The following is a 25,062-nucleotide window of genomic DNA, read 5'->3' as shown; positions in this document are numbered from 1 at the left end:
GGTGCTGCGACCGTGTGCCGGGTCAGTGCCCGGGGCCGTTGCCGATCAGCTCGACGGTGTTGCCGTTCCAATGGAATCGGACGTTGGTGTTCAGGCCGGTGATTCCGCTGGGATAGGTCAGCGCCACCGTGTCGCCGGTGGTTTGCGCCGGGTCGATGCCGTTGAACCCGTAGGTGTCCGGCACTCCCTGCGGGATGAACTGCCCGAGATGGAACAGCACGGCGCGGGTCGTGGCATTGATCGCGTTGGTGTTGGCCTTGATGATCACCGCGGACAGCTGTGCGCACTGGTTGTAGTTACCGGCCAACGGCTCCGGGTTCCACGCCTGTTGGCTGCGCGGATCGCGGGGTAGGTCGGAGACCACTTTCGCGATCGTCGGCGAGGCCAGATTGACCGCGCACGGGTCGGCCGGCGGGCTGGAACCGGGCGACGCGATCTCGGTCGGCTTCGGGGTGGCCGGGGCGGTGATCGACGCGGCCACCGTGGTGGCTTGCGGCGTCTTGGCGACCGTCGAATCTCCCGAACCGCAGCCGGCCAACGTCACGGCGACCAGGACGCCGACGGTCAGTGTCTCGACACGGCATGGTAGGCACCCCACACCGCGCCACCGTACCGGCATCGCGGGCGCTGGTGTGGCAGGCATGCCGTGCCACTGGTCAGACTGGCGGGGCCCCCACGCGCCCAGCTGCGCAGCGCTCGCGGTCACCACTAAACTTCTCAGACGATGACAGTCCCCGACGGCTCGCCGGCAGCGGCCGCTACTTCGTTTGCCGACCTGCAGATTCATCCCGACGTCGTGCGGGCCCTCGCCGACGTGGGCTACGAGTCGCCGACGGGAATCCAGGCTGCGACGATTCCGGCGCTGATGGCGGGTTCGGACGTGGTGGGTCTGGCGCAGACCGGAACCGGTAAGACGGCGGCCTTTGCCACCCCGATCCTGTCCAAGATCGACGTCGGCAACAAAGCGACCCAGGCCCTCATCCTGGCGCCCACCCGCGAGCTGGCGCTGCAGGTGGCCGAGGCGTTCAGCCGATACGGGGCCCATCTACCGCAGCTCAACGTGCTGCCGATCTATGGCGGGGCGTCCTACGGCGTGCAGCTGGCGGGGCTGCGACGGGGTGCACAGGTGGTGGTCGGCACGCCCGGCCGGGTCATCGACCACCTCGAACGCGGGACGCTGGATCTGTCCCGGGTGGACTACCTGGTGCTCGACGAGGCCGACGAGATGCTCACCATGGGTTTCGCCGAGGAAGTCGACCGCATTCTGAGCGAGACGCCGGAGTACAAGCAGGTGGCCCTCTTCTCGGCGACCATGCCACCGGCGATCCGCAAGATCACCACCAAGTATCTGCACGACCCGTTCGAAGTCACCTCGAAGGCGAAAACGGCTACCGCCGAGAACATTTCGCAGCGCTACATTCAAGTAGCCGGGCCGCGCAAGATGGATGCGCTGACCCGGATCCTGGAAGTCGAGCCGTTCGAGGCGATGATCGTCTTCGTTCGCACCAAGCAGGCGACCGAAGAGGTGGCCGAAAAGCTGCGCGCCCGAGGCTTTTCCGCGGCCGCGATCAACGGCGACATCGCGCAGGCCCAGCGCGAGCGGACCGTGGCCGCACTTAAGGACGGCAGCATCGACATCCTGGTCGCCACCGACGTCGCGGCCAGGGGGCTGGACGTCGAACGCATCTCGCATGTGCTCAACTACGACATCCCGCACGACACCGAGTCTTATGTCCATCGCATCGGGCGCACCGGCCGGGCTGGGCGCTCGGGCGCCGCACTGTTGTTCGTCTCGCCGCGGGAACGCCACCTGCTCAAGGCGATTGAGAAGGCAACACGGCAGAGTCTGACCGAGGCCGAACTTCCCACCGTCGAAGACGTCAACGCCCAGCGGGTGGCGAAGTTCGCCGACTCCATCACCGGCGCACTGAGCAGCCCGGGCCTCGAGCTGTTTCGCAGGCTGGTCGAGGATTACGAGCGCGAGCACGACGTGCCGATGGCCGACATCGCCGCGGCGCTGGCGGTGCAGTCCCGCGACGGCGAAGAGTTCTTGATGTCGCCCGAACCGCCGCCGCGGCGCCGCGAGCGGCCCGAGCGCGACAACGAGCGCCGAGAACGGCCCGAAAAGTCAAGGGGCATGCGGTCGTTCCAGACCTACCGGATCGCCGTCGGCAAGCGCCACAAGATCGGGCCGGGCGCAATCGTCGGCGCCATCGCCAACGAGGGCGGCCTGCACCGCAGCGATTTCGGTCACATCGCCATCGGGCCGGATTTCTCGTTGGTGGAGTTGCCGGTAAAGCTTTCGCCGTCGACGCTGAAAAAGCTTGAAAAGACCCGCATCTCGGGTGTGCTGATCGACCTCAAGCCGGACCGCTCGTCCGGCAAGTCCGCGGAGAAGCCCCGGCGCGGTGGGCCCAAGCCGCGTAGAAAAGACGCTGGATGACCCTGTCCGACGAACGGGACGCCCAGGGCGGACTCGAGCAGGTCTCGCGCGTCGACCGGGTCGCTTCCCTGACCGGTATCCGCGCGGTCGCCGCGATCCTGGTCGTCGGCACCCACGCCGCCTACACCACCGGCAAGTACACGCACGGCTATTGGGGCCTGGTCGGTGCCCGGATGGAGATCGGGGTACCGATCTTCTTCGTGCTGTCCGGCTTCTTGCTGTTCGGTCCCTGGGTCAAGGCGGCCGCCGACGGCGGACCGCCACCATCGGTGAGTCGCTATGCGTGGCACCGGGTTCGGCGCATCATGCCGGCCTATGTCATCACCGTGCTGTTCGCCTATGTGCTGTACCACTTCCGCGACGCCGGACCGAACCCCGGGCACTCCTGGTTCGGGTTGGTTCGCAATCTCACGTTGACGCAGATCTACACCGACGGCTACCTCGGCAAGTATCTGCATCAGGGCCTGACCCAGATGTGGAGCCTCGCGGTGGAGGCGTCCTTCTACGTGTTGCTGCCGTTGCTGGCCTACCTGCTGTTGGTGGTCATCTGCCGTCGGCGTTGGCAGCCCCGGTTGCTGGTGGGGACTCTGCTGGCGATGTCGTTGATCAGCCCGGCCTGGGTGGTCTTGGTGCACACCGATCATTGGTTCGCCGACGGCGCCCGGTTGTGGCTGCCGACCTACCTGGCCTGGTTTCTCGGCGGCATGTTGCTGGCGGTGCTGCAGGCGATGGGTGTGCGCTGCTATGCGTTCGCGGCCATACCGCTGGCGGTCATCTGCTATTTCATCGTGTCCACCCCGATCGGCGGCGCTCCCACGACGTCGCCGGCGTCGACCCCGGAGGCGGTCGTCAAGACGGTCTTCTATGCCGTGATCGCCACCCTGGCGGTGGCCCCGCTGGCCCTGCAGGGCCACGGCTGGTACTGGCAACTGCTGGCCAGCCGGCCGATGGTGTGGCTCGGCGAGATCTCCTACGAAATCTTTTTGATCCACCTGGTGACCATGGAATTCGCGATGGTCTACATCGTCCGCGCCCACGTGTACACCGGCCCGATGCTGTACCTGTTCGTCGCGACCCTGGCGGTGACGATCCCGCCGGCCTGGCTGCTGCACCGGTTCACCCGGGTACGCAACTGAGTGACTTTCGGTTAGCGGCGGGCGCTTGCCGGGGCGATGATCGGGACGACGAATTCCTCGATCATCGCCCGCTCCTCGTTCTCGTCGCGGCCCGGATGCGTCAGCAGCGAGACGATCACCCGCACCGTCCAGCGTGCCCGGCGTTCGATGGCGGCGGGATCGTCGGGCCCCAGCGAGTGCAGGAACGCCGCCGCCAACGCCGCGATCACGTCGGATTGCCCGGCCAACTCGCCACCGACCGGCGGGCGGGTGGTGGCGAACCACGACGACAGCGCGGGGCTCTCGCGAACCATCCCCAGCGTGACGAGGATGCTCACGACCAGCCTTTCGCGGGGGTCCTCGATGCCGCCGGTCCGCGCGATGATGTCGCGGCCCAGCCGGTGTGTCTCGCGGTGGATGTACGCGGTGCGCAGCGCTTCGCGGTTGTCGAAGTACCGATACAGCGTCGCGCGGGAACAGCCTGCGGCCCTGGCGATTTCGTTCATGCCGATCGAATCCGAGTCGCGCTGCGTGTAAAGCTGCTCGGCCGCGTCGAGGATGCGGTCCACGGCTGCTTCGCTGCGGCTCGAGGCAAGCCAGTCGTTGCCGGCCATCAGGACTTCAGGGTGATCGGCACCGACACCGGGCGCCGCACGTAGCTACCGCCGGCCCAGACGATCGAGTCCTCGTCGACGTCGAAGTCCGGGCAGCGGGCCAGCAGTTCGGTCAGCGCGACCCGGGACTGCATCCTGGCCGCCGCCGCGCCCAGGCAGTGGTGGGCGCCGTGGCTGAACGTCAGGATGTTGCGCGGGCAGCGGGTGACGTCGAGTTCGCCGGCGTCGGGCCCGTATTGACGCTCGTCGCGGTTGGCCGACCCGTACAGCAGCAGCACTCGACGGCCGGCCGGGATCGTGGTGTCGCCGATCGTCACGTCGCGCGTGGTCGTCCGCGCCAGTCCCTGTACCGGCGAGGTCAGCCGCAACAGCTCCTCGACCGCGTCGCCGATCAGTTCGGGCTTGCGCACCAACAACTCTCGCTGATCGGGCCACTGGTGCAGCAGCGGCATCGAGCCGCCCAGCATGCCGGTCACGGTGTCGTTGCCGCCGGTGACCATCGTGAAGGTGAACGCCAGAATCGACAGCGTGCCGGAGATGTCGCCGTCGGCGCCGACGCCGGCGGCCACCAGGTGCGAGATGGTGTCGTCCGCCGGCTCGCTGCGGCGGCGCTCGATCAACCCGGTGAAGTAGGTCATCATCGATCCGACCGCGTCGCCGACGGTTTCCAGCGCACCCGCGACGCCGCCGTCGGCGGTGTTGGCCGCGACGATGGCCTGGGTCCAGCCGTCGAACCGGGCCCAATCTTCCTCGGGGACACCGAGATAATGCGCGACCACCATTGACGGGAGCGGCTTGAACAGCTCCGTGACGATGTCGCCGCCGCCGGCGGAGCGCAGCCCCTCGATGCGCTCGGTGACGAACTGGCGAACCTTCGGTTCCACGGCCTCGACCTGCCGCGGCGTGAATCCGCGCGACACCAGCTTGCGAAACTCCGTGTGTACCGGCGGATCCTGCATCACGAACGGCGGGTTATCTTGCAGCCCAATCATTTCCAGGTCGCCGTAGTTGACGGTCAGGCCCTGCGCCGAGGAGAACGTCTCGTGGTCGCGGGCCGCCGACCACACATCGGCGTGCCGGGACAGCACGTAGTAATCCTGCTCGGGGTGTTTGGGTGGAACGACGTGGTGCACCGGGTCGTGGTCGCGCAGCGCCCGGTACATCGGCCACGGGCTTGGCCACCTGTCGGCGTTGGGCAGCTCGAACATGACGGGCGCGTTGTGAGACATGGCCGCAGTCATGTCTCATTCGTACGACAAGATCGGTGAGATGTCAACGCCTCGGCCGCGTGGAGTGTGCGTTGACGGTTTCGGTTGTGCGTCCTGGGCGCCCTCGCCCCGGCGTGTCGCCGCCCTGGGCGCACACGCGAAGCCCTGGGCGCACACGCGAAGCCCTGGGCGCACACGCGAAGCCCTGGGCGCACACTCAACGCCTCGGCCGCCTGCGCGTCGCGCGTAAGAGCCGCCGCCAAGAACTAGATCGCCGCGCCGGGGTTGAGGATGCCCAGCGGGTCGAGTGCCTGCTTGATGCGCTGATTCAGCTGCGTCACCTCGGGCCCGAGGTAGTCGTCCAGCCAGGGCCGCTTCAGCCGGCCCACCCCGTGCTCACCGGTGATCGTGCCGCCCAAACCGATGGCCAGATCCATGATTTCGCCGAACGCCAGCTGAGCGCGCTCGGCCATCGCGGCGTCGGCGGGGTCGTACACGATCAGGGGGTGGGTGTTGCCGTCGCCGGCATGGGCGATCACCGAGATCATCAGGTCGCGCTCCGCGGCGATGCGGGCAATGCCGGTGACCAGCTTGCCGAGCGCCGGAAGCGGCACCCCGACGTCTTCGAGCAGCAGCGATCCCTTGGCCTCGACCGCCGGGATGCAGAAGCGTCGCGCGGCGACGAAGGCCTCGCCCTCGACCGGGTCGTCGGTGGTGAAAACGTCCGTTGCATTGTTCTCGGCAAATATCGCCGCCATCAGCTCGGCGTCCTCGCCACTGGCGCGGCCGCGCTCGTCGGAGCCGGCCACCAGCATCGCGGCCGCCCCGCGATCCAGATCCATGCGCAGGATGTCCTCGACGGCGTTGATCGCCGGCGAATCCATGAACTCCAGCATCGCCGGCCGCAGACGGGCGGCGACCCCGAGCACCGCGTCGACCGCCGCCTCGACCGAGGCGAAGGTGGCCACCACGACGCTCGAGGTGTTCTGCGCGGGCAGCAGCCGCAGCGTCACTTCCGTGACGACGCCCAGCGTGCCCTCACTGCCGACGAACAGCTTGGTCAGCGACAGGCCCGCGACGTCCTTCAGGCGTGGCCCGCCCAGCCGCACCGCGGTGCCGTCGGCCAGCACCACCTGCATGCCCAGCACGTAATCGGTGGTGACGCCGTACTTCACGCAGCACAGGCCCCCGGCGTTGGTGGCGATGTTGCCGCCGATGCTGCAGATCTCGTACGACGACGGGTCCGGCGGATACCACAGGCCGTGTTTGGCGACGGCCTTCTTCACCTCGGCGTTGAGCAGCCCGGGCTGGCATACGGCGGTGCGGGTGACCGGGTCGACGGTGATGTCGCGCATCTTCTCCGTCGACAACACGATCCCGTTGGCCAGCGCCGTCGCCCCGCCCGACAAGCCGGTGCCGGCGCCCCGCGGCACGACCGGTACTCGGTGGGCGCTGGCCCAGCGCAGCACGGCCTGGACGTCTTCGGTGCAGCGCGCCCGGACCACGGCCAGCGGCGTGCCGGCGGACGGGTCGAAGGCGCGGTCGTGGCGATAGCCGTCGGTGATGGTCGGGTCGGTGACGACCATCCCGTCCGGCAGGTCGGCGATCAGGCCGGCCAGCATGTCTGCATTGACTGTGGCGCTCACGGGCCGATTTTACGGCGCTGAATCCTCGGCAAACTCCGGCGCGCGATCGAGTTCCCGCAGCGACGGCAGCGCGCACGCGACCAGGCCGACCGCGATGATGGGCACCGCCAACGTCAGGAAGGTGACCCGCAGCCCGGCGGCGTCGGCCAGCGGACCGGCCACCAGCAAGCCCAACGGGCCCGCGGCGAAGGTCAGCCCCGTCATCACCCCGACCACCCGGCCGCGCAGATGCTGCGGAGCCCGGATCTGCATCACGTAGTTGTAGATCGGCTGGATCGGCCCGTAGACCAGGCCGGTCAGACCGCACAGCACCAGGATCACCGGCAGCGGCGGCAAAAACGCGATGCCGACCGACGCGGCACCGAAGGTCAGTGTCGCGGTGAGCACCGCCGTGCGCCGCCGCACGTATTTCGACAGCACGGCGTAGCCGAGCGCGCCGGCCACACCGCCGACCCCCAGCGCCATCAGCGCCCAGCCCAACTCCTCGGGTTCGTGACGATCGCTGAAGTATTTGGGAAACAGCACGCTTTCCATCGGCAGATACAGCGCGGTGACGACCAGGTCGACCAGGGCCAGCGTGCGTAGCATCCGCAGGTTCCAGACGAATCGCAGTCCCTCGGCGACCCCGGACACCAGCCCGTCGGGCCGGGTGGCGTGGTGTGGCTTGCCGATGCCCTCGAGCCGCAGCGCCCCAATTGCCAGAAACGACAACGCGAAACAGCTAGCCGTGATCCACATCGTGTTGACGCCGCCGACCGTGGCGATCATCAAACCGCCGATGCCCGGGCCCACGATGTAAGCCAGGTTGAGGATCGCTTCGTAGACGCTGTTGGTGCGGTCCAGCGACCAGCCGGCGCGGGCGGCGGCCTCCGGCAGCATCGACTGGCGTGCCGTGGTCCCGGCCGGGTCGAAAGCGGCCGAGAAGAACGCCAATGCGGCCAGCGCGGCGACGTCGATCGTGCTCGCGCCGAAAAGCCAGGCGAGCACCGGGACCGCCGCGACCGCCGTGCCGGACAGCGAATCGGAGACCAGCGAAATGCGGCGGCGGCCGAAAATGTCGACCGCGGTGCCGGCAACCAGGGTGGACAGCACCAGTGGCACCGTCATCGCCGCGGCCACGATCGACGCGTCGCCGGCGCCGGCATGCTGCTGCAACGCCAGCCAGGGGAAGGCAACCAGCGAAATGCCGGTACCCGCGGTCGCCACCAGCGTGGCGAACAAAATCAGAAGTGCCGGACCGCGGCTGGAATTCGTCATAAATATCGCCGGGAGAATCTAACCTCAAAGCGATCGCGGCAGCCACCGAATTTCGTGGTGACCGCCGGCTGAATGCAGGATGTTCATGTGCTTGTTCATCCGAATACCGGATTGGCATTCGATTCGCCGGTCGAGCCCGGCACCGGATGGCCCGGCGATCCGGCCACACCGCTTACGCCCAAGGCAGCCGACGCGGCGCAGGTCCGTGCGCTCGCCGGTGCGGCCGGCTCGATACCGGAATTGGACGCCGTGGTCAGCGTCTGTCGAGCGTGCCCGCGGCTGGTCACCTGGCGCGAGGACGTCGCTGTGGCCAAACGGCGCGCGTTTGCCGGCCAGCCCTATTGGGGCCGGCCGGTGCCGGGCTGGGGATCGCAACGGCCGCGAATCTTCATCGTCGGGTTGGCGCCCGCGGCCCACGGCGCCAACCGGACCGGCCGGATGTTCACCGGCGACCGGTCCGGGGATCAGCTCTACGCCGCCTTGTACCGGGCCGGGCTGGTGAACCAGCCGATCAGTGTGGATGCCGCAGACGGGTTGCAGACCAAGCAGATTCGGATCTCCGCACCCGTGCGGTGCGCGCCGCCGGCCAACGCCCCGACCCCGAACGAGCGGGACAGCTGTTGGCCCTGGCTGGAAGCCGAGTGGCGGTTGGTGTCCGAGCACGTCCGCACGGTGGTGGCCCTGGGCGGGTTCGGCTGGCAGATCGCGCTGCGGCTGCCGGGCGCCACCGGGACCCCCAAACCGCGATTCGGCCACGGCGCCGTCGCCGAGTTGGGATCGGGAGTGCGTTTGCTGGGGTGCTACCACCCCAGCCAGCAAAACATGTTCACCGGTAGGCTGACTCCGGCAATGCTGGACGACATCTTCTTCGAAGCCAAGAAGCTGGCAGGGATCAATTGACTTTCCATGACTAAGGTACTGATTTCCGGGGCCAGCGTCGCCGGTACAACGTTGGCGTATTGGCTTGGGCAGCATGGCTATTCGGTGACCGTCGTGGAGCGGCACCCCGGGCTGCGCCCGGGTGGGCAGGCGATCGACGTGCGGGGCCCGGCGCTGACGGTGCTTGACCGCATGGGTCTGCTGCAGGCCGCCGCGGACCGCAAGACGGGCATTCGGGGATCTTCGGTCGTCGACCGCGACGGCAACGAGCTGTCCCGCGACACCGAGTCGACGCCGACCGGCGGCCCGATCGACAATCCCGACATCGAGCTGCTGCGCGACGACTTGGTCGAGTTGCTTTACCAGGCAACCCAGCCCGCGACCGAGTACCTCTTCGACGACAGCATCACCGCGATCAACAACCGCGGCACCGGCGTCGACGTGACTTTTGAGCGCGACCCCGCGCGCAGCTTCGACCTGGTGATCGGGGCCGACGGTTTGCATTCCAATGTGCGCCGACTGGTTTTCGGTCCCGAGGAGCGCTTCATCAAGCGATTGGGGACGCATGCCGCGATCTTCACCGTGCCCAATTTCCTGGATTTGGACTTCTGGCAGATGTGGCATTACGGGGACACCACGATGGCCGGGATCTACAGCGCCCGCAACAACACCGAGGCGCGCGCCATGTTGGGCTTCATGGACACCGAACTGCGGCTGGACTACCGCGATGTCGAGGCCCAATTCGCCGAGATCGAGCAGCGGATGTCCGGCGACGGCTGGGTCCGTCCGCAACTGCTCGAGCTCATGCGCAAGGCGCCGGATTTCTACTTTGACGAGATGGCACAGATCGTGATGGATCACTGGTCGATCGGCCGGGTGGCGCTGGTCGGCGACGCCGGCTACTGCTGCTCGCCGTTGTCGGGTCAGGGGACCAGCGTCGCGCTGCTGGGCGCCTACATCCTGGCCGGCGAGCTCAAGCGCGTCACCCAAGGCGACTGGGTCGACCATGGGGTCGGCTTTACCAACTACTTCAAGCGCTTTCACGGCTACACCGAACGCACCCAGTTCCTGGCCACCGATAACATTCCCGGCGGTGCGCCGATATCGCAGGAGCAGTTCGAGGCGGTCGTGAATTCGATTACGCCCAGCAATTACTGACCGGGAACGAACACCGCACCGAATGCGTTGAGGCCATCGTGCGTCTTTCCGTCCTCGATCTCGTCCCGGTACGCACCGACCAGTCGACCGGCGACGCGCTGGCGGCCACCGTGGCGCTGGCGCAGACCGCCGACCGGCTGGGTTTCACCCGCTACTGGGTGGCCGAACACCACAACATGCCGTCGGTGGGCGCCACCAGCCCGCCGGTGCTGCTCGCCTACCTGGCCGCGCAGACGTCGCGCGTGCGACTGGGATCCGGCGGGGTGATGCTGCCCAACCACGCGCCGCTGGCCGTCGCCGAGCAGTTCGCGCTGTTGGAAGCCGCCGCCCCGAACCGCATCGACCTGGGTATCGGCCGCGCGCCCGGCTCCGATCCGGTGACGTCGTATGCGTTGCGTGGTGGCCGTGACGATCGCGATATCGAGAACTTCCCCGAATACCTCGACGACGTGGCGGCGCTGATGAGTGCGCGCGGTGTGCTGGTTCCGCTGCGCTCGGGTGACTACCGGCTCAAGGCCACTCCCGCGGCGTCCGGTGAACCACGGCTGTGGCTACTGGGCTCGTCGATGTACTCGGCGCACCTGGCGGCGGCCAAGGGGTTGCCGTATGTGTTCGCACATCACTTCTCCGGCAAGGGAACCGAAGAGGCGCTGCAGGTCTACCGCACCCGGTTCCAGCCCAGCGCCTTGACCCCAGAGCCCGTGACGTTCTTGACGGTGAACGCCGCGGTGGCCGAAACACACGATGAGGCAACGGCATTGATGCTGCCGAACCTGCAGATGATGGCGCGGCTGCGGACCGGGCAGCCGCTGGGCCCGGTCCCGCTGGTGGAGGAGGCCCAAGTGGCGGAGCTGACCCCGGCTCAACAGCACATCGTCGACAGCGGGCTGCAACGTGGGGTCCTCGGTACTCCGGCTGAAGCTGCCGAGCAGCTGCGAACGCTGGCCGAGCAGTTCGGGGTTGACGAGGTGATGGTGAACCCGGTCGCGTCGGCCCGGCGCGGCACCGACCCCGCCGCCGCGCCGGGGCGGGTGGCAACCCTGGAGCTGCTGGCCAAGGAATTGTTCTAGTCGGCGACGCCGGCCTGCTCCGGTCGGGCCGACCTCCGTTGTGGCACTTGGTGGCTGATCCACTCCTCGAGCTCGGCCGGCGGCAACGGCGGGGTGTGCACGAATCCCTGAGTAATCGTGCAGCCGAATCGTTGCAGTGCGCTCAACGTGACCCGGTCTTCTACTCCCTCGGCCACCAGGTCCGCGCCCAGGCTGTCGGCCAGCGCCACCGTGGACCGCACGATCGCGACCGATCGGGCGTCTTGAGCCAGCCGCGCCACGAAGATTCTGTCGAGTTTCAATTCGTCGACCGAGACGTCTTGCAGGCGCGCCAGCGATGACCAGCCGGTGCCGTAGTCGTCCAGTGAGATGCGTACGCCCAGCCGCTGCAGCTCGGCCACGGTATTGCGCGACCGCACCGAGTCGACCAGGGCGCTTTCGGTGATCTCGATGATCAGTGCGTCCGCGGGCAAACCGCGGGCCCACAGCAGCCTTTCGATCGAGCCGACCAGCTCGAGGTCGAGCAGGTTGGTCGTCGCCAGGTTCACCGACACGGACGAGGTGACGCCTTTTTCGCGCCAGTACTGGATCTGGGTGAGAGCGAGTTTGAGTGTGCGGTCGGCGATCTTGCGCATCAGCCCGGCACGCTCGGCGGCGGGCAGGAATGCCTCGGGCAGCAGCAGTCCGCGCGTGGGATGGTTCCACCGCAGCAGTGCCTCGACGCTGTGCACGCTGCCGTCGCTGGAGTCGACCTTGGGCTGGTAGTACAAGGTCGGTTCGTCACCTTCGAACAGCGCGGTGCGCAATTCCTCGATCAGGTTGGGGTCGGTTTCGCGGTACACCTCGAACGCCGAGTCGTAGACCGCGATCTTGCCCATCGCGGACTTGGCGTGCGGCATCGCCGCCTCGGCGCGACTGAGCAGCTCTTGCGGATGCTCACAGTGGTCGGGGCACAGCGCGATTGCGATGCGCGCGTCGACGCGCACGGTGACCGGATCCAGGGCGAACGGCTCGCCCAGAGATTCGAGCAGGCGACCTGCTTGGGCGCGGGCGCCGGTCAGGTCGGATCCCTCGGTCAGCAGGATCGCGAATTCGTCATCGCTCACCCGCGCCAGCAGATCCTCGTGGCGCACGCTGTTGGCGAGTCGATCCGCGATGTGGCGCAACAGTTCATCGCCGAAACGGCGGCCGAGTGAGTCGCTGATCTCGTCGATCTCGTAGAGCTTCACCAACAGCAACGCCTTGCGCGACGGCGTCTTGAGCGCCGGATCGAGCTCTGTCGACGGGGAGTCGGACAATGCCGTCAACGCGGTGGCCAGCGACCGGCGGTTGGGCAATGTCGTCAACTCGTCGGTCATGGCGTGCTTGTAGCTTTCGGCCATCATGCTGACGTCACGCAACGTCAGCGAAAATCGCACGGCTGCCGTGACGAGGCTCAGCGCCGCCAAAGCCGTTGCAAGCCGCGATCTTTCGTCCAAAGCCGCCACGCCGAGCGCGACGGCTGTGCAGGCCACCGGCACGGCGTAGGAGCCGAATCCACGCTTGAGCGCGGGTACCACCGACGACGTGGGCGCCCAGCCGGCCATCGCCACCAGTAACGACGCCGCGGGCCAGACGGCATCCAGCGTGGTGCCGGCGCGATATGAGCCCGCGGAGGTCTCGAAAAGATAGACGGTGTCCGCGAGCGCAAACGCGGCGAGACCGGCCACCAGGAGGATCCAGCGGAATTCGTTGCGCCAACCGATGATTGCCAGCATGGCGGCGGCCAGCGCCACCAGCACCAGATCGCCCCACGGATACAACAGCCCGACCCAAACGGTGTCCGGCGCCCGGGTCGCGGCGGCGTGCAGCGGCCCGGCGCGCAGGGCCACACCCAGCGCGGCCACGGCCAAACCGCAGACCAGGGGATCTAGCCGGATCGGAATCGGTACGGACCTCAGGCGTGCCCACACCAGCAGCAGCAGGCCGAGATAGACGAGCGGGTAGAACGCGAGATACGCCGGGTCGGCCGCGGACGGGGACTGGCCGTCGGGCACCCGCAAGAGGTAGACGACGTCACCGACCGCCGAGCATGCCATTCCGAGCGCGATCAGCCACCAGGCCACCCGATCGGTCGCAACGCGGTACGCGCGCACGGCAATCAGTCCGGCTGCCAACAGGTTCAACACCGCGTACAAGGAATTGGTGAAAAAGGTGTCCCGGGCGTTGAGGCCGGCCACACTCGTCGCGGTGAAAGTGATCACGCCAATTGCCAATATCCCCATGGCAATCCGGATTGGCGTCGATGCCCAGTCCAGGCTATCAGGTGAATCCTGCACCATACCAGGCACTTTCGGCTCCGCTCGCGTGGCGCGAGGTGAGGCGGAGGCACTCGAGGCGGCTGCCGAAACGGGCGCCCAATCCGCCAGCTTGGCCGGCAAGGCCGAGACCGCCGATAACGCCGACTCCGTCGACCGCGGGAAGGTATAGGAGAAGGGAATATCCGGCACAAAGCTGCGGACGCATTGGCCACCTTCGCGTTTGGCGGTGTACATGGCCAGGTCGGCGTGCCTCAGCAGCTGGTCGACCGTGCACGTCGATGCGGCCGTGGCCACGGTGAAGCCGATGCTTGGCCGAACCGCGACGGGCACGCCGTCGATCACGATCGGGGCGCTGAACGCCTCGAGCACATCCTGGGCGGCGGCCTGGGATTCTTCGATCGAACCCTCGAGCAGCACCGCGAATTCGTCACCGCCAAGGCGGGCGATCAGGCCGTTTTCGTGCAGGGCAGCGGTGAGCCGTCCGGCGACCCGGATCAGCAGCTCGTCCCCGGCCGGGTGTCCCAAGCCGTCGTTGACCGCTTTGAAGTTGTCGAGGTCGAGGCACAACACCGCAATCGGTCCGCTGTCTTCAGTTCGAGCGGCGACGGTGTCTTCGAGGCGGTGCAGGAAATGCGGCCGATTCGCCAGCCCGGTCAAACTGTCCCGGAACGCTTCCCGCGCGACCGCGGACAGCAGGTCCTGATTTTCGGTGAGCGCGATGAATTGCCGAACCAGCACCGCGCCCACCAGGATGCCGAGCAGGGCGGTCAATACTCCGTGCTGCGCGCGGACTATCGCGCCGAATCCGACGACCGCGGCCAGCGCCAGCGGCAGGTACGGCAACCACAGCAAGGTGCGCGACAACGCCTCGCTGCGCGACGCCGAGACGGAGGTGGATTCGTCGACGCTGGCCAACGCGCCGAGCGCGATCATGCACAACCCGGCCACCCGGCCCAGGTCACCCAGATCACTGACGTGATAGCTGCCTATCCCGGTGTCGAACACCATCGTGATGTCGGCGATGCTGATCACCGCGATGCCGGCGGCTACCAGGCTGCGGCTCGGTCGCTCGCCGGGGCGGCCGCGCGACAGCATCAGGATCGCCGTGCTCAGCAGGATGCCGTCGTTGACCACCTGCGCGACCGTCGCCGTCCGTGAGCCGGTGGTGTCGCGCAGCTGCTTTTCCAGCACGAACACCCACGAGACGACGAGCAGCGAGGTGAACAGGATCAGGCCGTCCAGTACCAGCCGCCGTGAACTGTGCCGAGAGAGGTTGGACAACGCCACCAACGACGTCATGGCGCCGAACGGCCATAACAGCAGCACGATCTCGGCCGCGGCCGGGTGCGCGGCATGGTCCAGCTGTGAGCGCACGTCGTAGAACGCCCAGATGAGCTCCCCGATCGCCCACCCCAGCTGGGCGGTGACCATGGCCAGCCAGCCGATTCGGCGCCGCCCCTCGGCGAAGCGCGCCGCGCGCAGGCAACATCCCGCACCGAACAGCAGACTGATCGCCAACGCGATTTCGTCGACCGGGCGAGTCGCGTAGATGCCTTCCCAGTCGCGGACGTCCGCGATGACGATCAGTACCCCGGCGAAGCCGTATCCCCCGACGACGAGCCATGCGATGCGCTCAGACAGCCCGAATCGCTGCCACGGAATCCCCGTCCAGCGCTTCATTGCCGCTCCAGCCGATCTGTCCCCCCGGGGTGAACGCATGGAGGCTTCACCACTGCTAGGGCAGAATAATCGTCCCCGTCGGGTTAGCTGGCGCTTTTGTGCAGGTTAGTGCTATTTGGTAGGCGTTAACGCGACGATCGGGATCGGCCGCGACGTCCGCTTCTGATACCCGTCGTACCGGTTGCCGTTGTTCTTGTTCACGATCGGCCAGAGCCGCGCATAGTCGGGGTCATCCGGCCCGATACTGCGCGCGGTCACCGGGAACCGCTTGGAGCCGACGTTGATTTCGCACTCCGGACGCTTACGCAGGTTGTGGTACCAGCCGGGGGCGGTGTCACTACCGCCGTAGGACGCGACGACCAGGTACGAGTCACCGTCCTTGGCGTAGGTCAACGTGGAGGACCGCTGCTGACCGGTCTTGGCGCCGATCGTGTGCAACAGCAGGCTGTCCGGCATCCCGGGTATGTGGTGACCGATCCGCCCGTCGGTCTTCCGGTAGAGCGAGTCGTGAATGCGCAGCAGTGGAGCCAGAAAGAGCCGCTCCAGCGTGGTGAGGTTGCTCATGACCTCAGTTCTACTGATTGGCGTCGATGCGTGCCAGCGCGTCGCGCAGGATCTGCCCGGTGGCCTCGCGGGTCGGGTCCCGGCGCAGCAACATCCCCTTGGCCACCGAAAGCTTGTCGCCGTTGCGGCGGGGCAATACGTGCAGGTGAATGTGGAACACCGTCTGGAACGCGGCGCCGCCGTCGTTGATCCCGATGTTCGTCGCGTCGGCCAATTCCGTGGCCCGGGCGGCGCGCGCGATCCGCTGGCCGAGGGTGATCATCTCGGCCAGCGTCTGCGGCGGGGTATCGGTCAGGTCGACGCTGTGCTGTTTGGGGATCACCAGGGTGTGGCCGCGCGTGAAGGGGCGGATGTCGAGGATCGCCAGGTAATCGTCGTCTTCGTAGATCCGGATGGCCGGAGCTTCCCCGGCGACGATCGCACAGAACACGCAGGACATGTCGCCACGGTACTGGCCGCCCCTACCCGGGAGTTAGGCTGCCGCAGTGGACGCTCGCGAACTCGCCTTCGCCGGTGTGGGCGCACTGGCGCGGATGCTGGCCGACGGTGAAATCAGCGCGGTCGACCTGCTCGAGGTCTACCTGGACCGGATCGCACGCCTGGACACCGACCTGCGCTGCTTCCGCGTGGTGCTGGCCGACAGCGCCCGCGAGGATGCCCGCGCCGCGCAGGAGCTCCTCGATGCCGGCGAGCGGCTGCCACTGCTGGGCGTGCCGATCGCGATCAAGGACGATGTCGATGTCGCCGGTGAGGTGACCGCGTGCGGCAGCGGCGGCCACGGCCCGCCGGTGACCGCCGACGCGGAAGTGGTCCGCCGGTTGCGCGCGGCCGGCGCGATCATCATCGGCAAGACCAATGTGCCTGAGCTGATGATCTTCCCGTTCACCGAGTCGCTGACCTTCGGCGCGACCCGCAACCCGTGGAACCTCGGGCGCAGCCCGGGCGGCAGCAGCGGCGGCAGCGGCGCAGCGGTCGCCGCCGGGCTGGCCCCGATGGCGCTGGGATCCGATGGCGGCGGCTCGATTCGGGTCCCGTCGTCGTGGTGTGGCCTGTTCGGTTTGAAGCCGCAACGCGACCGCGTCTCGTTGGAACCGCACGACAACGCCTGGTACGGCCTCTCCGTCAACGGCCCGATAGCGCGATCGGTGCACGACGCGGCCTTGTTCCTCGACGCCACCTCGACGGTCCCGGGCCCCGAGGGCGAATTCGTCGCCGCCGCGTCGCGTGAACCGGGCAGACTGCGAATCGCGTTGAGCACCAAGATCCCAACGCTTCCGCAGCGGGTCGGGCGCGAAGAGTTGGCGGCCGTCGAGCAGGCCGGTGCGCTGCTGCGCGATCTGGGACATGAGGTGATCACCGCCGACCCCGAGTATCCGTTGCCGTCGCTGTATGCGAGCTTCCTGCCGCGTTATCTGCGCGGCATCAGCGACGACGCCGACGCGCAGGCGCATCCGGAACGGCTCGAAGCCCGCACCCGCACCTTGGCGCGGATCGGCTCGTTCTTCTCGGACCGCCGGATGGCGGCGGTGCGTGCCGCCGAGCAGCGGATGAATGCCAAGATCCAGTCGATCTTCGACGATGTCGACGTCGTGATCACGCCGGGCACGGCCGACGGCCCGTCGCGCATCGGTGCGTATCGGCGCCGCGGCGCGATCTCGACGCTGCTGCTGGTCGCCCAGCAGGTTCCGTACTTCGCGCCCTGGAACGCGACCGGCCAGCCGGCGGCGGTGGTGCCGTGGGACTTCGACGCCGACGGCCTGCCGTTGTCGGTGCAGCTGGTCGGCCGGCCGTTCGACGAGGCGACGCTGTTGTCGCTGTCCGCGCAGATCGAAGCGGCGCGACCATGGGCTCACCGCCGACCGCCGGTGTCATGACCGGGTTTACTGGCACAGGACTCGCCAGGCCGCCAGCTTGACGCCCGGCCGCGTGGCATGGGCGGGGCTGCTCGACGGCAGCCGATGCAACTGCAGCCGCTCATCCGGCTGCGCCAGGCCGCGATAGAGTCCGGCCGCCTTGGCGCCGTTGAAGTAAACCCGCGTGATGCCCGGGTAGTTGGCGAAAAAGTCGGCAAAGTCGTTGACCACCAAGCTTTTCGGGTCGATCGCCGAGTCTGCGCTGCCGGCTCGGCGGCAGCTGCGCAGCACGTCCCACAGTGCCACTTGATGGCTTCGCAGCGCGACCAGGCGGGATTCGTATGGGGCGGTCGCGTCGAATCCGAAGAGCTCACCGGTGATGGGCCAGAACGCATTTCGCGGATTGGCGTAGTACTGGTGTGCCGCCAGCGACAGCGCACTCGGAAACGAGCCCAGGATCAGCATCCGGGCGCGCTCGTCGACGACGGGTCCGAAGCCGTGCAACAGGGGCGGGGTCATCGCCTCACATCATCGCCCACCGGCGTTGTACGTTGACCACGTGGACGACCCCCCGCACGGCACAGTCGGCATCGACGATCTGCTCGACGGACTCGACGGCGCCGCGCGCACCGAACGCGCCGAGCTGGTGGCCTGGCTGCTGGAACAGGGCATCACCCCCGCGGAGATTCGCGCCACCAACCCGCCGCTGCTGCTGGCCAGTCGCCGCATCATCGGCGACGACGGCACCTACGTGTCGGCGCGGGAGATCAGCGACCAGCACCACATCGACCTGACGCTGCTGCAGCGCGTGCAGCGGGCGATCGGGCTGGCCAGGGTGGATGATCCGGACGCGGCGATCCACATGCGTGCCGACGGGGTGGCGGCCGCCTATGCCCAGCGCTTCGTGGACATGGGGCTCAACCCCGATCAAGTGGTGCTCGTCGTGCGGGTGCTCGCCGAAGGCCTGTCCCACACCGCCGAGGTCATGCGTTATGCCGCGCTGGCGGCGATCATGCGCCCCGGAGCCAGCGAGCTGGAGATCGCCAAGGCGTCGCAGGCCCTGGTGAGTCAGATCGGGCCGCAGCTCGGCCCGATGATCGAGCAGATGCTGTTCATGCAGTTGCGTCACATGATGGAGACCGAGGCGGTCAACGCCGCCGAGCGGGCCGCGGGTCGGCCGTTGCCCGGCGCGCGCCAGGTCAGCGTCGCGTTCGCCGACCTCGTCGGCTTCACCCGGTTGGGCGAGGTGGTGTCGCCCGAGGAGCTCAGTCACCTGGCCGGCAGGCTGGCGGGCCTGGCCCGCGACGTGACGGCCCCGCCGGTCCGATTCATCAAAACGATCGGGGACGCGGTGATGTTCGTCTGCCCCGAGCCCGCGCCGCTGCTCGATGCCGTGCTGAAGCTCGTCGAGACCGTCGACACCGACAACGACTTTCCGCGGTTGCGGGCGGGGGTGTCGGCCGGGATGGCGGTGAGCCGGGCCGGCGACTGGTTCGGCAGCCCGGTCAACGTCGCGAGCCGGGTCACCGGCGTGGCCCGCCCCGGCACCGTGCTGGTCTCCGATGCGGTGTGGGAGGCGGTCGGCGAATCCGGGGAGTTCTCCGCGTCTTTCGCCGGCGCGCGCCGCCTCAAGGGCGTCAAGAACGAGGTCAAGCTTTTCCGGGTGCGCCGCGGCGGCGACACAAGCGACAACGACTGACTCGGCTGACACGTTAGGCAGGCCCGGGCGGCTCTGGGGGGCGTCTGACACGGTCCGACGCGGCCGGCTCCTTCCCCTCTGCCGGCGCTTTGACTTGGCCGCTTCCGGGCCTGCTTCGTCCTCAAAAATACGCCTGTGAGCGGGCCATATCAACGGTTTTCCGTTCCCGCGGACAGCCGACTTCGGCACCATCGCCGTTCGCCGCGAGCGAACCGCTACCCGTTACCTGTGCAACGGTGTAATCATGTAATCATGAAATCGCACCACAGTCAGCGGCGGTACGGCCGCCCCGGGGGCTGGCAGCAAGCCCAGCAACCCGATGCCACCGGCGCGGCGGAATGGTTCGCCGGACGCCTGCCCGAAGCCTGGTTCGACGGCGACCCGACGGTCGTCGTCGACCGCGAAGAGATCACCGTCATCGGCAAGCTGGCCGACGGAGCAGAAGACAGTGAGGCGCGCGCGGAGGGCCGGGCCTCGCGGTTCCGCGAGGAGACTCGTTCCGAGCGGATGCGCATCGCCGACGAAGCGCAGGATCGCTACGGGCGCAAGGTTTCTTGGGGCCTGGAGATCAACGGCGAGCGAATCCTGTTCACGCACATCGCAGTTCCAGTGATGACACGACTGAAGCAACCGGAACGCCAAGTGCTGGACACGTTGGTCGACGCCGGCGTCGCGAGGTCGCGGGCCGATGCCCTGGCGTGGTCGGTCAAGCTCGTCGGCGAACACACCGAGGAATGGCTGGCCAAGCTGCGCGACGCGATGTCGGCGGTCGACGATCTGCGCGCGCAGGGGCCGGACCTACCGGGCTAATCCAATATCGCAGTGCCGCTTGGACATTGGGGAAACTAGACGTTGTTGACCTTGTCGACGATCTTGTCGGCGATCTGGCTGGACTGATCGCTGATGTGGTATCCGCAGGCGTTGACGTCGACGATCACGTTGTTCGCAACGCTCATCGCGTGCTCGCACTGCCAGCCGTCGGCGCCCTCCTGCGTCTGCAGCACCGATATCTTCGGTGAATTGCCTTGGATGGGCGCAAAAGTCCACCGATAGGTCTTGCCCGACGAGTTCGTCACGGTCACCGTCTGGCCGACGCAGGTCTTCCACTTGTCCAGCGAGCTCTGCAGGAACGCCTTGGCCTTGTCGGCGGTCGGAAATGCCACCACCGCCTGGTTGACCCAGTGGTCGTTGTTGTCGCCGGGCTCAGCGGACACCAGTCCGTTGATGCCGGTGTAGCCGCTTCCGGCGTACGCGGCGTCCTGCGTCGTGTACAGCGCTCCCTGGCAGGCCGGGACCGACACCGTCATCGTGGAGGTGCCCATCGACGTGATGGGCTTGCCGGGCTGGATGTTCGTCGCGCCCATGATGGTGTTGATGTCCGAGGGACTCAACAGCAGCGAACTGAGACGGGTGGCCGCGATCGGTTCGGGCGGCGGCTTCGGATCGGGGATGATCAGCCAAATCGCTACCGCGCTGACCACGACCACGACCACCACCGCGGCCGCGGCGATGATCGGCCAGGGATTGCGCTTGGGTTTGGGCGGCTGGGCCAGGCCCCAGGGGTGGCCGGCGGGCTGGCCGGGCGGCAGGTTGCCCGTCGGCGGGCCGCCCCAGTTGCCGCTGCTGCCTTGGTAATACGGCGCGGGTGCGACGGGCTGGCCCGGGGTGCGGACGGGGCCGCTCTCGGGCGCCCACGGCCGAGGGCTCGGGGCATGGTGCGGTGGCACCGGCGTGGAACTCGGTCGCGGGTACGGCGCCGGCGGCGGGGGTGTGCTGGGCCGTTGCACCGGAGGCGCCGCCGCGGTGCCCGCGATCGTCGGGGGCTGCTCGAGCTTGTCCTTGCCGGGCAGGGTCGCTTCCTGGCTGCGGCGCAGGATGTCGGCGGCGTGGTCCTGATCGGGAGTGCTCAGCGCCTCGTGGGCGGCCAGCGCCAGGTCGCCGGCGCTGGCGTAGCGGTCCCCGGGTTGTTTTGCCATGCCGCGCGCGATCACCGCGTCGAAGGCCTTGGGAATGCCCGCGCGCACCGCGCTGGGCTGTGGGATCGGGTCGTTCATGTGGGCCTTGACCAGCACGCCGGCGCTGTCGGCGCGGTACGGCGGCGCCCCGGTGAGGCATTCGTGCAGCACGCAGGCCAACGCGTAGATGTCGGCGCGGTAGGTCACCTCGTCGTTGGTGAATCGCTCCGGGGCCATGTACTTCCAGGTGCCGACCGCCGTGCCGAGCTGGGTGAGCTTCTCGTCGCTGGTGGCGCTGGCGATACCGAAGTCGACGAGGTAGGCGAAGTCATCTCGGGTGACCAGGATGTTGGGCGGCTTGACGTCGCGGTGCATCACCCCGGCGGCGTGCGCGGCATCCAGGGCCGAGGCGATCTGGGTGACTATTGCGACCGCGCGCGGCGGCGTCAGCGGGCCATACCGTTTGAGCAAACTGTCCAAGTCGGTGCCCTCGACGAGGCGCATCTCCATGAACATTTTTCCGTCGATTTCGCCGTAGTCGTGGATCGGCACGACGTGTGGCTCCTGCAAACGGCCCGCGGTGCGCGCTTCCCGCTTCATCCGCTCGCGGAAAACGGGGTCCGCGCTGAACTGGTCGGACATCAGCTTGACGGCCACCGTCCACTCTTTGACGGTGTGTTCGGCCTCGTAGACTTCGCCCATCCCGCCCCGGCCGAGCAGCCGTTTCAGGTGGTAGGGCCCAAACATCGAGCCCTCCCGTGAGGCCTGCCCCTCGCTCATCGCTGATCCTCCAAACCAACCGCAGACCCGCCGACCCTATCAACAATTTCGCGCCAGACCCGTCGGCTGCAACCCCCGGTAAGCACCCCTGACGGTATGCGCCGGCGGGCCCGTTCGCTCGACAACGGCAAACATCCACCGCTTGATCCCGGCGCCCGGTGCGGACCGCGCTCCAAGGATTCATCAAGGATCTCGGCAGTACGCGGGCAGACCCTTGGCTCCAACGACCGCGGGTTACAGCGAAGGGATATCGATGCTCACCACCGGGACCGACTGCAAGGTTCGCCCCGCCGTCATGGCGGCCTTGATCGGCATCGCGGCGATATCGGCCGGGCAATGGCGCGCCGGCGCCAAGCGCGTCTGGTCGTACGGCGTGTACTGCGTCGGGTATCGGCTGCTGTCGGTCCAGCTGACGTGCGGCTCGTGGGCCCTCAACGCACTGACGCTGGTGGCCAAGCACGCGTAGGTCGCGTCACTTGACCGCTTTGCGTTGCGGGTCAAGCTGTCTGAGGCGCAGCGCCAGCAGGATGATCAGCACGACCGCCTGCACGGCGCAAGCACCGACGGCCAGCCACCAGTTGCCCGGTTGGTACTCCCACAGCGGGTCTTGGTCGCCGGCCGCGGTCCGGCGCAGATCGTCCAGATCGATGGTCTGGGCCGCCATCGCGTAGGCCCAGCGCGACGGCGACAGCCATGCCAACTGCTCCAGCGGGATGCGGCCCTTGACCCCAAACATGCCGCCGCACAGCACGAGTTCGGCCATCACGACGAGGACGAGCAGCGGCATGCCGCGGTCGGCGTTGCCGATCATCGCCGAAATCAGCAGACCGATCAGCATCGAGACCACCGTGACCGCGACGACCGCCACCGCCACTTCGACTCGGGGCCAGGGCAGGACGACGGCCTGGTCCGGCGGGGGCAGGCCCACCACCCCGAGGAACCCGAGAATCAGCCCTTGCAGGGTGGTCAACGCGGTCAGGACCACCACCTTGGAGGCCAGATAGGCCGCGCGCGACAACCCGATGCCGTGCTCGCGTCGATAGATGGCCCGTTCCTTGACGATCTCGCGGATCGAGGCGGCGCAACCCATCAGCGCGCCCCCGATGATCAGCAGCACCAGCAACTGCGAGGGCTGGCTGGATTTCGTTTCGATGGCCTTGGTCAGCGACAACCCGGCCTCGCCCGGGACGGCGTGCGCGAACAGGCTCAGCAGCAGCGGCAGGATCAGCAGCGTCACCGCGTACTGGCGATCGGCCGCGATGACCGCCAGATACCTTCGGCACAGCGTGGCGAATTGGGCGAACGCACTCTGCTGAGCGACCGCTTTCGCGGCGGGCTTGGCAGCGGCCGGCGCTTTGAGCGCGGCGTGCGGACCGGTCAGGGCTCCGTGAATGGGCGACGCGACGTAGCGGCCGGTCCAGTCGGTCGTGGTGTCGTGCTCGAGCAGGTTGAACAGGTCGGCGAAGTCGTTGCAACCGAAATAGTTCAGGGCTTGCTGCGGCGGACCGAAGTACGCCAGCCGGCCGCCGGGCGCCAGGATGAGCAACCGGTCGCACAGGTTCAGCTGCGCGGTGTTGTGCGTGACCACGACGACGGATCGTCCGTCGTCGGCCAGGGCGCGCAGGGTTTGCATGACGGACTTCTCGTAACCCGGGTCGAGGCCCGAGGTGGGCTCGTCGAGAAAGAGCAGGGACGGTTTGGTCAGCAGCTCCAGCGCGACGCTGGTGCGTTTGCGTTGACCGCCGGACAAGCTGTCGATCCGTTGATTGGCGTGCGCCGACAGCCCGAGCTCGTTCAGCACCTCGTCGATGCGCTGCTTGCGTTCCCGGCTCGAGACGTCCTGCGGAAACCGAAGCTGCGCAGCGTAATTCAGCGCTCGTCGCACCGTCAACTGGGCGTGCAGGATGTCGTCCTGGGGCACGAAGCCGATCCGGTGTCGCAGCTCGGCGTAGTTCTGGTAGAGGTCGCGATCGTCGTATCGGACCTCGCCGCCACCGGCCGGGCGGAAACCGGTCAGGGCGCTCAACAACGTGGATTTGCCTGCGCCACTTGGTCCCACCACCGCCATGAAGCAGCGTTGCGGCAGCGCGAAACTGACGTTGGCCAACAGCACTTTGCCCTTGCCGGAGACCACCCGCAGGTTCGACGCCTCGTAGGACACATCGCCGGTGTCGACGTATTCCACCAGCTGGTCACCGGACAGGTGCAGCAGCCGATGGCCGATGCCGACGATGTCGTTCGGCCCGATGACGGCGCGCGCGATCCGGTTGCCGTTGACGTAGGTTCCGTTGGCGCTGTTGTTATCTACCAGTTCCCACTGGTTGCCGGAGCGACGCAGCACGGCATGGTGGCGAGAGACCAGCAAGTCGTCGAGCACGACGTTGTTGTCGGTGGCGCGGCCGATCCCGATGGTGACCTGATCGATCGTGTACACCGCGGTCGGCGGCCGGGCGACCGTGGTTTCGCCGGCCGGTCGAGTCGTCTGGGCGACCGTCTGCGTCTTGGCGGGCCTGGGCGGTGGGGCAACCGGGTGCAGCTCGAGTGCCTGCCCGGAGGACACCGACCCCAGCACCACGGTGATCGGCTGGCTGATCGGCAGGCTCTCGACGCGCCGTCCGTTCACGAACATCCCGTTGTTGCTGCGGTTGACCAGGACCCAGCCCGCGGGCGTCGGCTGCAACACCGCGTGCTGGCGCGACACCCGGGGGTTGTCGAGCTGGATGTCGGCCTCGTGCGCCCGGCCGATGCTCCAGGACCGGCCGCCGGTGGTCTTCCAGGTACGCCCACCGGCCCGCACTTCCAACCCGGGAATGGTGGTGACCATGTCGGTCCTGTCGTCCACTCATTGCCTCCGCTGTATTG

At 67.8% G+C, this 25,062-nt stretch carries 20 protein-coding genes; 9 read left to right on the top strand and 11 right to left on the bottom strand.

The genetic code is table 11. From position 1 onward, the window contains the following. Nucleotides 1–22: 22 nt before the first annotated feature. The gene (locus BN973_RS21705; RefSeq protein WP_036470808.1) at nucleotides 23–619 is read right to left on the bottom strand and encodes an LppP/LprE family lipoprotein; all 597 of its coding nucleotides are present in this window, start codon (nucleotides 617–619) and stop codon (nucleotides 23–25) included. A 105-nt stretch (nucleotides 620–724) separates the two neighbouring features. On the opposite strand from BN973_RS21705, the gene BN973_RS21700 reads away from it, so the two are divergent. Together BN973_RS21700 and BN973_RS21695 are read left to right on the top strand one after the other, a co-directional pair. Continuing rightward, nucleotides 725–2,443, top strand: coding sequence for a DEAD/DEAH box helicase (locus tag BN973_RS21700; RefSeq protein ID WP_036470807.1), 1,719 nt, complete (start codon nucleotides 725–727; stop codon nucleotides 2,441–2,443). Next, nucleotides 2,440–3,579, top strand: a complete 1,140-nt coding sequence (locus tag BN973_RS21695) for an acyltransferase family protein (protein WP_036470806.1) — start codon at nucleotides 2,440–2,442, stop codon at nucleotides 3,577–3,579. The genes BN973_RS21700 and BN973_RS21695 overlap by 4 nt, the downstream gene beginning before the upstream one ends. 11 nt (nucleotides 3,580–3,590) lie before the next feature. On the opposite strand, the gene BN973_RS21690 is transcribed toward BN973_RS21695, so the two are convergent. The 4 genes from BN973_RS21690 to tap form a co-directional block, all read right to left on the bottom strand. After that, a complete protein-coding gene (locus BN973_RS21690; RefSeq protein ID WP_036470803.1) occupies nucleotides 3,591–4,172 on the bottom strand; it encodes a TetR/AcrR family transcriptional regulator in 582 nt (193 codons plus the stop codon). Then, entirely contained in the window at nucleotides 4,172–5,413 is a 1,242-nt protein-coding gene (locus BN973_RS21685) for a cytochrome P450 (RefSeq protein ID WP_169718270.1), read from the bottom strand. Before BN973_RS21685 ends, BN973_RS21690 begins: the two co-directional genes overlap by 1 nt. Nucleotides 5,414–5,646: 233 nt before the next feature. Beyond that, nucleotides 5,647–7,002 (bottom strand): FAD-binding oxidoreductase, encoded by a 1,356-nt coding sequence (locus BN973_RS21680; RefSeq protein WP_036470802.1) that lies wholly within the window; start codon nucleotides 7,000–7,002, stop codon nucleotides 5,647–5,649. A gap of 33 nt (nucleotides 7,003–7,035) precedes the next feature. Continuing rightward, the gene (gene tap, locus BN973_RS21675; RefSeq protein ID WP_036470800.1) at nucleotides 7,036–8,283 is read right to left on the bottom strand and encodes a multidrug efflux MFS transporter Tap; all 1,248 of its coding nucleotides are present in this window, start codon (nucleotides 8,281–8,283) and stop codon (nucleotides 7,036–7,038) included. Between the two features lie 72 nt (nucleotides 8,284–8,355). Here tap and BN973_RS21670 point away from each other — a divergent pair, with 72 nt between their 5' ends. Genes BN973_RS21670 through BN973_RS21660 form a run of 3 tightly spaced genes read left to right on the top strand, consistent with a single transcriptional unit; the run spans nucleotide 8,356 to nucleotide 11,390 of the window. Then, nucleotides 8,356–9,183 (top strand): uracil-DNA glycosylase, encoded by an 828-nt coding sequence (locus BN973_RS21670; RefSeq protein ID WP_036470797.1) that lies wholly within the window; start codon nucleotides 8,356–8,358, stop codon nucleotides 9,181–9,183. A gap of 6 nt (nucleotides 9,184–9,189) precedes the next feature. Then, on the top strand, nucleotides 9,190–10,320 hold the full coding sequence (locus BN973_RS21665) for an FAD-binding protein (RefSeq protein WP_036470795.1): 1,131 nt from the start codon (nucleotides 9,190–9,192) through the stop codon (nucleotides 10,318–10,320). A gap of 38 nt (nucleotides 10,321–10,358) precedes the next feature. Then, the gene (locus BN973_RS21660) at nucleotides 10,359–11,390 is read left to right on the top strand and encodes an LLM class flavin-dependent oxidoreductase (protein ID WP_036470792.1); all 1,032 of its coding nucleotides are present in this window, start codon (nucleotides 10,359–10,361) and stop codon (nucleotides 11,388–11,390) included. Here the strand turns inward: BN973_RS21660 and BN973_RS21655 are convergent. The 3 genes from BN973_RS21655 to BN973_RS21645 all read right to left on the bottom strand — a co-directional run bounded on the left by BN973_RS21655 (nucleotide 11,387) and on the right by BN973_RS21645 (nucleotide 16,352). Further along, nucleotides 11,387–15,349 carry a bifunctional diguanylate cyclase/phosphodiesterase gene (locus tag BN973_RS21655; protein WP_084163485.1) on the bottom strand — a complete coding sequence of 1,321 codons (3,963 nt, stop codon included), beginning with the start codon at nucleotides 15,347–15,349 and terminating at the stop codon, nucleotides 11,387–11,389. The two genes, BN973_RS21660 and BN973_RS21655, sit on opposite strands and share 4 nt — an antisense overlap. A 111-nt stretch (nucleotides 15,350–15,460) precedes the next feature. Then, nucleotides 15,461–15,913, bottom strand: coding sequence for a nitroreductase family deazaflavin-dependent oxidoreductase (locus BN973_RS21650; RefSeq protein WP_036470790.1), 453 nt, complete (start codon nucleotides 15,911–15,913; stop codon nucleotides 15,461–15,463). Nucleotides 15,914–15,923: 10 nt separating this feature from the next. Then, the gene (locus tag BN973_RS21645) at nucleotides 15,924–16,352 is read right to left on the bottom strand and encodes an HIT family protein (RefSeq protein ID WP_036470789.1); all 429 of its coding nucleotides are present in this window, start codon (nucleotides 16,350–16,352) and stop codon (nucleotides 15,924–15,926) included. A 46-nt stretch (nucleotides 16,353–16,398) separates the two neighbouring features. Here BN973_RS21645 and BN973_RS21640 point away from each other — a divergent pair, with 46 nt between their 5' ends. After that, complete coding sequence (locus BN973_RS21640; RefSeq protein ID WP_036470788.1) at nucleotides 16,399–17,787, top strand: amidase; 1,389 nt, start codon at nucleotides 16,399–16,401, stop codon at nucleotides 17,785–17,787. A 6-nt stretch (nucleotides 17,788–17,793) separates the two neighbouring features. On the opposite strand, the gene BN973_RS21635 is transcribed toward BN973_RS21640, so the two are convergent. Beyond that, nucleotides 17,794–18,285 (bottom strand): DNA-deoxyinosine glycosylase, encoded by a 492-nt coding sequence (locus BN973_RS21635; RefSeq protein WP_036470787.1) that lies wholly within the window; start codon nucleotides 18,283–18,285, stop codon nucleotides 17,794–17,796. 40 nt (nucleotides 18,286–18,325) lie between these two features. On the opposite strand from BN973_RS21635, the gene BN973_RS21630 reads away from it, so the two are divergent. After that, complete coding sequence (locus tag BN973_RS21630; RefSeq protein WP_139830379.1) at nucleotides 18,326–19,465, top strand: adenylate/guanylate cyclase domain-containing protein; 1,140 nt, start codon at nucleotides 18,326–18,328, stop codon at nucleotides 19,463–19,465. Between the two features lie 252 nt (nucleotides 19,466–19,717). After that, the gene (locus tag BN973_RS21625) at nucleotides 19,718–20,275 is read left to right on the top strand and encodes a hypothetical protein (protein WP_036470784.1); all 558 of its coding nucleotides are present in this window, start codon (nucleotides 19,718–19,720) and stop codon (nucleotides 20,273–20,275) included. A gap of 35 nt (nucleotides 20,276–20,310) precedes the next feature. On the opposite strand, the gene BN973_RS21620 is transcribed toward BN973_RS21625, so the two are convergent. Then, nucleotides 20,311–22,200 (bottom strand): serine/threonine-protein kinase PknH/PknJ, encoded by a 1,890-nt coding sequence (locus BN973_RS21620; protein WP_036470783.1) that lies wholly within the window; start codon nucleotides 22,198–22,200, stop codon nucleotides 20,311–20,313. Nucleotides 22,201–22,453: 253 nt separating this feature from the next. Between BN973_RS21620 and BN973_RS21615 the strand changes: the two genes are divergently transcribed. Further along, nucleotides 22,454–22,666 (top strand): hypothetical protein, encoded by a 213-nt coding sequence (locus BN973_RS21615; protein WP_036470782.1) that lies wholly within the window; start codon nucleotides 22,454–22,456, stop codon nucleotides 22,664–22,666. Nucleotides 22,667–22,672: 6 nt separating this feature from the next. Here BN973_RS21615 and BN973_RS21610 read toward each other — a convergent pair whose 3' ends face one another. After that, nucleotides 22,673–25,042, bottom strand: a complete 2,370-nt coding sequence (locus tag BN973_RS21610; protein WP_036470781.1) for an FHA domain-containing protein — start codon at nucleotides 25,040–25,042, stop codon at nucleotides 22,673–22,675. Nucleotides 25,043–25,062: the final 20 nt, after the last annotated feature.

This window comes from Mycobacterium triplex, assembly GCF_000689255.1.
In the GTDB taxonomy this organism is placed as follows: Bacteria; Actinomycetota; Actinomycetes; order Mycobacteriales; family Mycobacteriaceae; genus Mycobacterium; species Mycobacterium triplex.
Note: the sequence above shows the minus strand (reverse complement) of the source record. Positions and strands in the feature narration are given on the sequence as shown.

Coding starts and splice junctions, on each gene's coding strand:
- BN973_RS21695 (WP_036470806.1), top strand. CDS start 2,440: ATGACCCTGTCCGACGAACGGGACGCCCAGGGCGGACTCGAGCAGGTC.
- BN973_RS21705 (WP_036470808.1), bottom strand. CDS start 619: ATGCCGGTACGGTGGCGCGGTGTGGGGTGCCTACCATGCCGTGTCGAG.
- BN973_RS21650 (WP_036470790.1), bottom strand. CDS start 15,913: ATGAGCAACCTCACCACGCTGGAGCGGCTCTTTCTGGCTCCACTGCTG.
- BN973_RS21670 (WP_036470797.1), top strand. CDS start 8,356: ATGCAGGATGTTCATGTGCTTGTTCATCCGAATACCGGATTGGCATTC.
- BN973_RS21615 (WP_036470782.1), top strand. CDS start 22,454: ATGCTCACCACCGGGACCGACTGCAAGGTTCGCCCCGCCGTCATGGCG.
- BN973_RS21685 (WP_169718270.1), bottom strand. CDS start 5,413: ATGACTGCGGCCATGTCTCACAACGCGCCCGTCATGTTCGAGCTGCCC.
- BN973_RS21665 (WP_036470795.1), top strand. CDS start 9,190: ATGACTAAGGTACTGATTTCCGGGGCCAGCGTCGCCGGTACAACGTTG.
- BN973_RS21635 (WP_036470787.1), bottom strand. CDS start 18,285: ATGACCCCGCCCCTGTTGCACGGCTTCGGACCCGTCGTCGACGAGCGC.
- BN973_RS21680 (WP_036470802.1), bottom strand. CDS start 7,002: ATGCTGGCCGGCCTGATCGCCGACCTGCCGGACGGGATGGTCGTCACC.
- tap (WP_036470800.1), bottom strand. CDS start 8,283: ATGACGAATTCCAGCCGCGGTCCGGCACTTCTGATTTTGTTCGCCACG.
- BN973_RS21655 (WP_084163485.1), bottom strand. CDS start 15,349: ATGAAGCGCTGGACGGGGATTCCGTGGCAGCGATTCGGGCTGTCTGAG.
- BN973_RS21690 (WP_036470803.1), bottom strand. CDS start 4,172: ATGGCCGGCAACGACTGGCTTGCCTCGAGCCGCAGCGAAGCAGCCGTG.
- BN973_RS21645 (WP_036470789.1), bottom strand. CDS start 16,352: ATGTCCTGCGTGTTCTGTGCGATCGTCGCCGGGGAAGCTCCGGCCATC.
- BN973_RS21625 (WP_036470784.1), top strand. CDS start 19,718: ATGAAATCGCACCACAGTCAGCGGCGGTACGGCCGCCCCGGGGGCTGG.
- BN973_RS21620 (WP_036470783.1), bottom strand. CDS start 22,200: ATGAGCGAGGGGCAGGCCTCACGGGAGGGCTCGATGTTTGGGCCCTAC.
- BN973_RS21700 (WP_036470807.1), top strand. CDS start 725: ATGACAGTCCCCGACGGCTCGCCGGCAGCGGCCGCTACTTCGTTTGCC.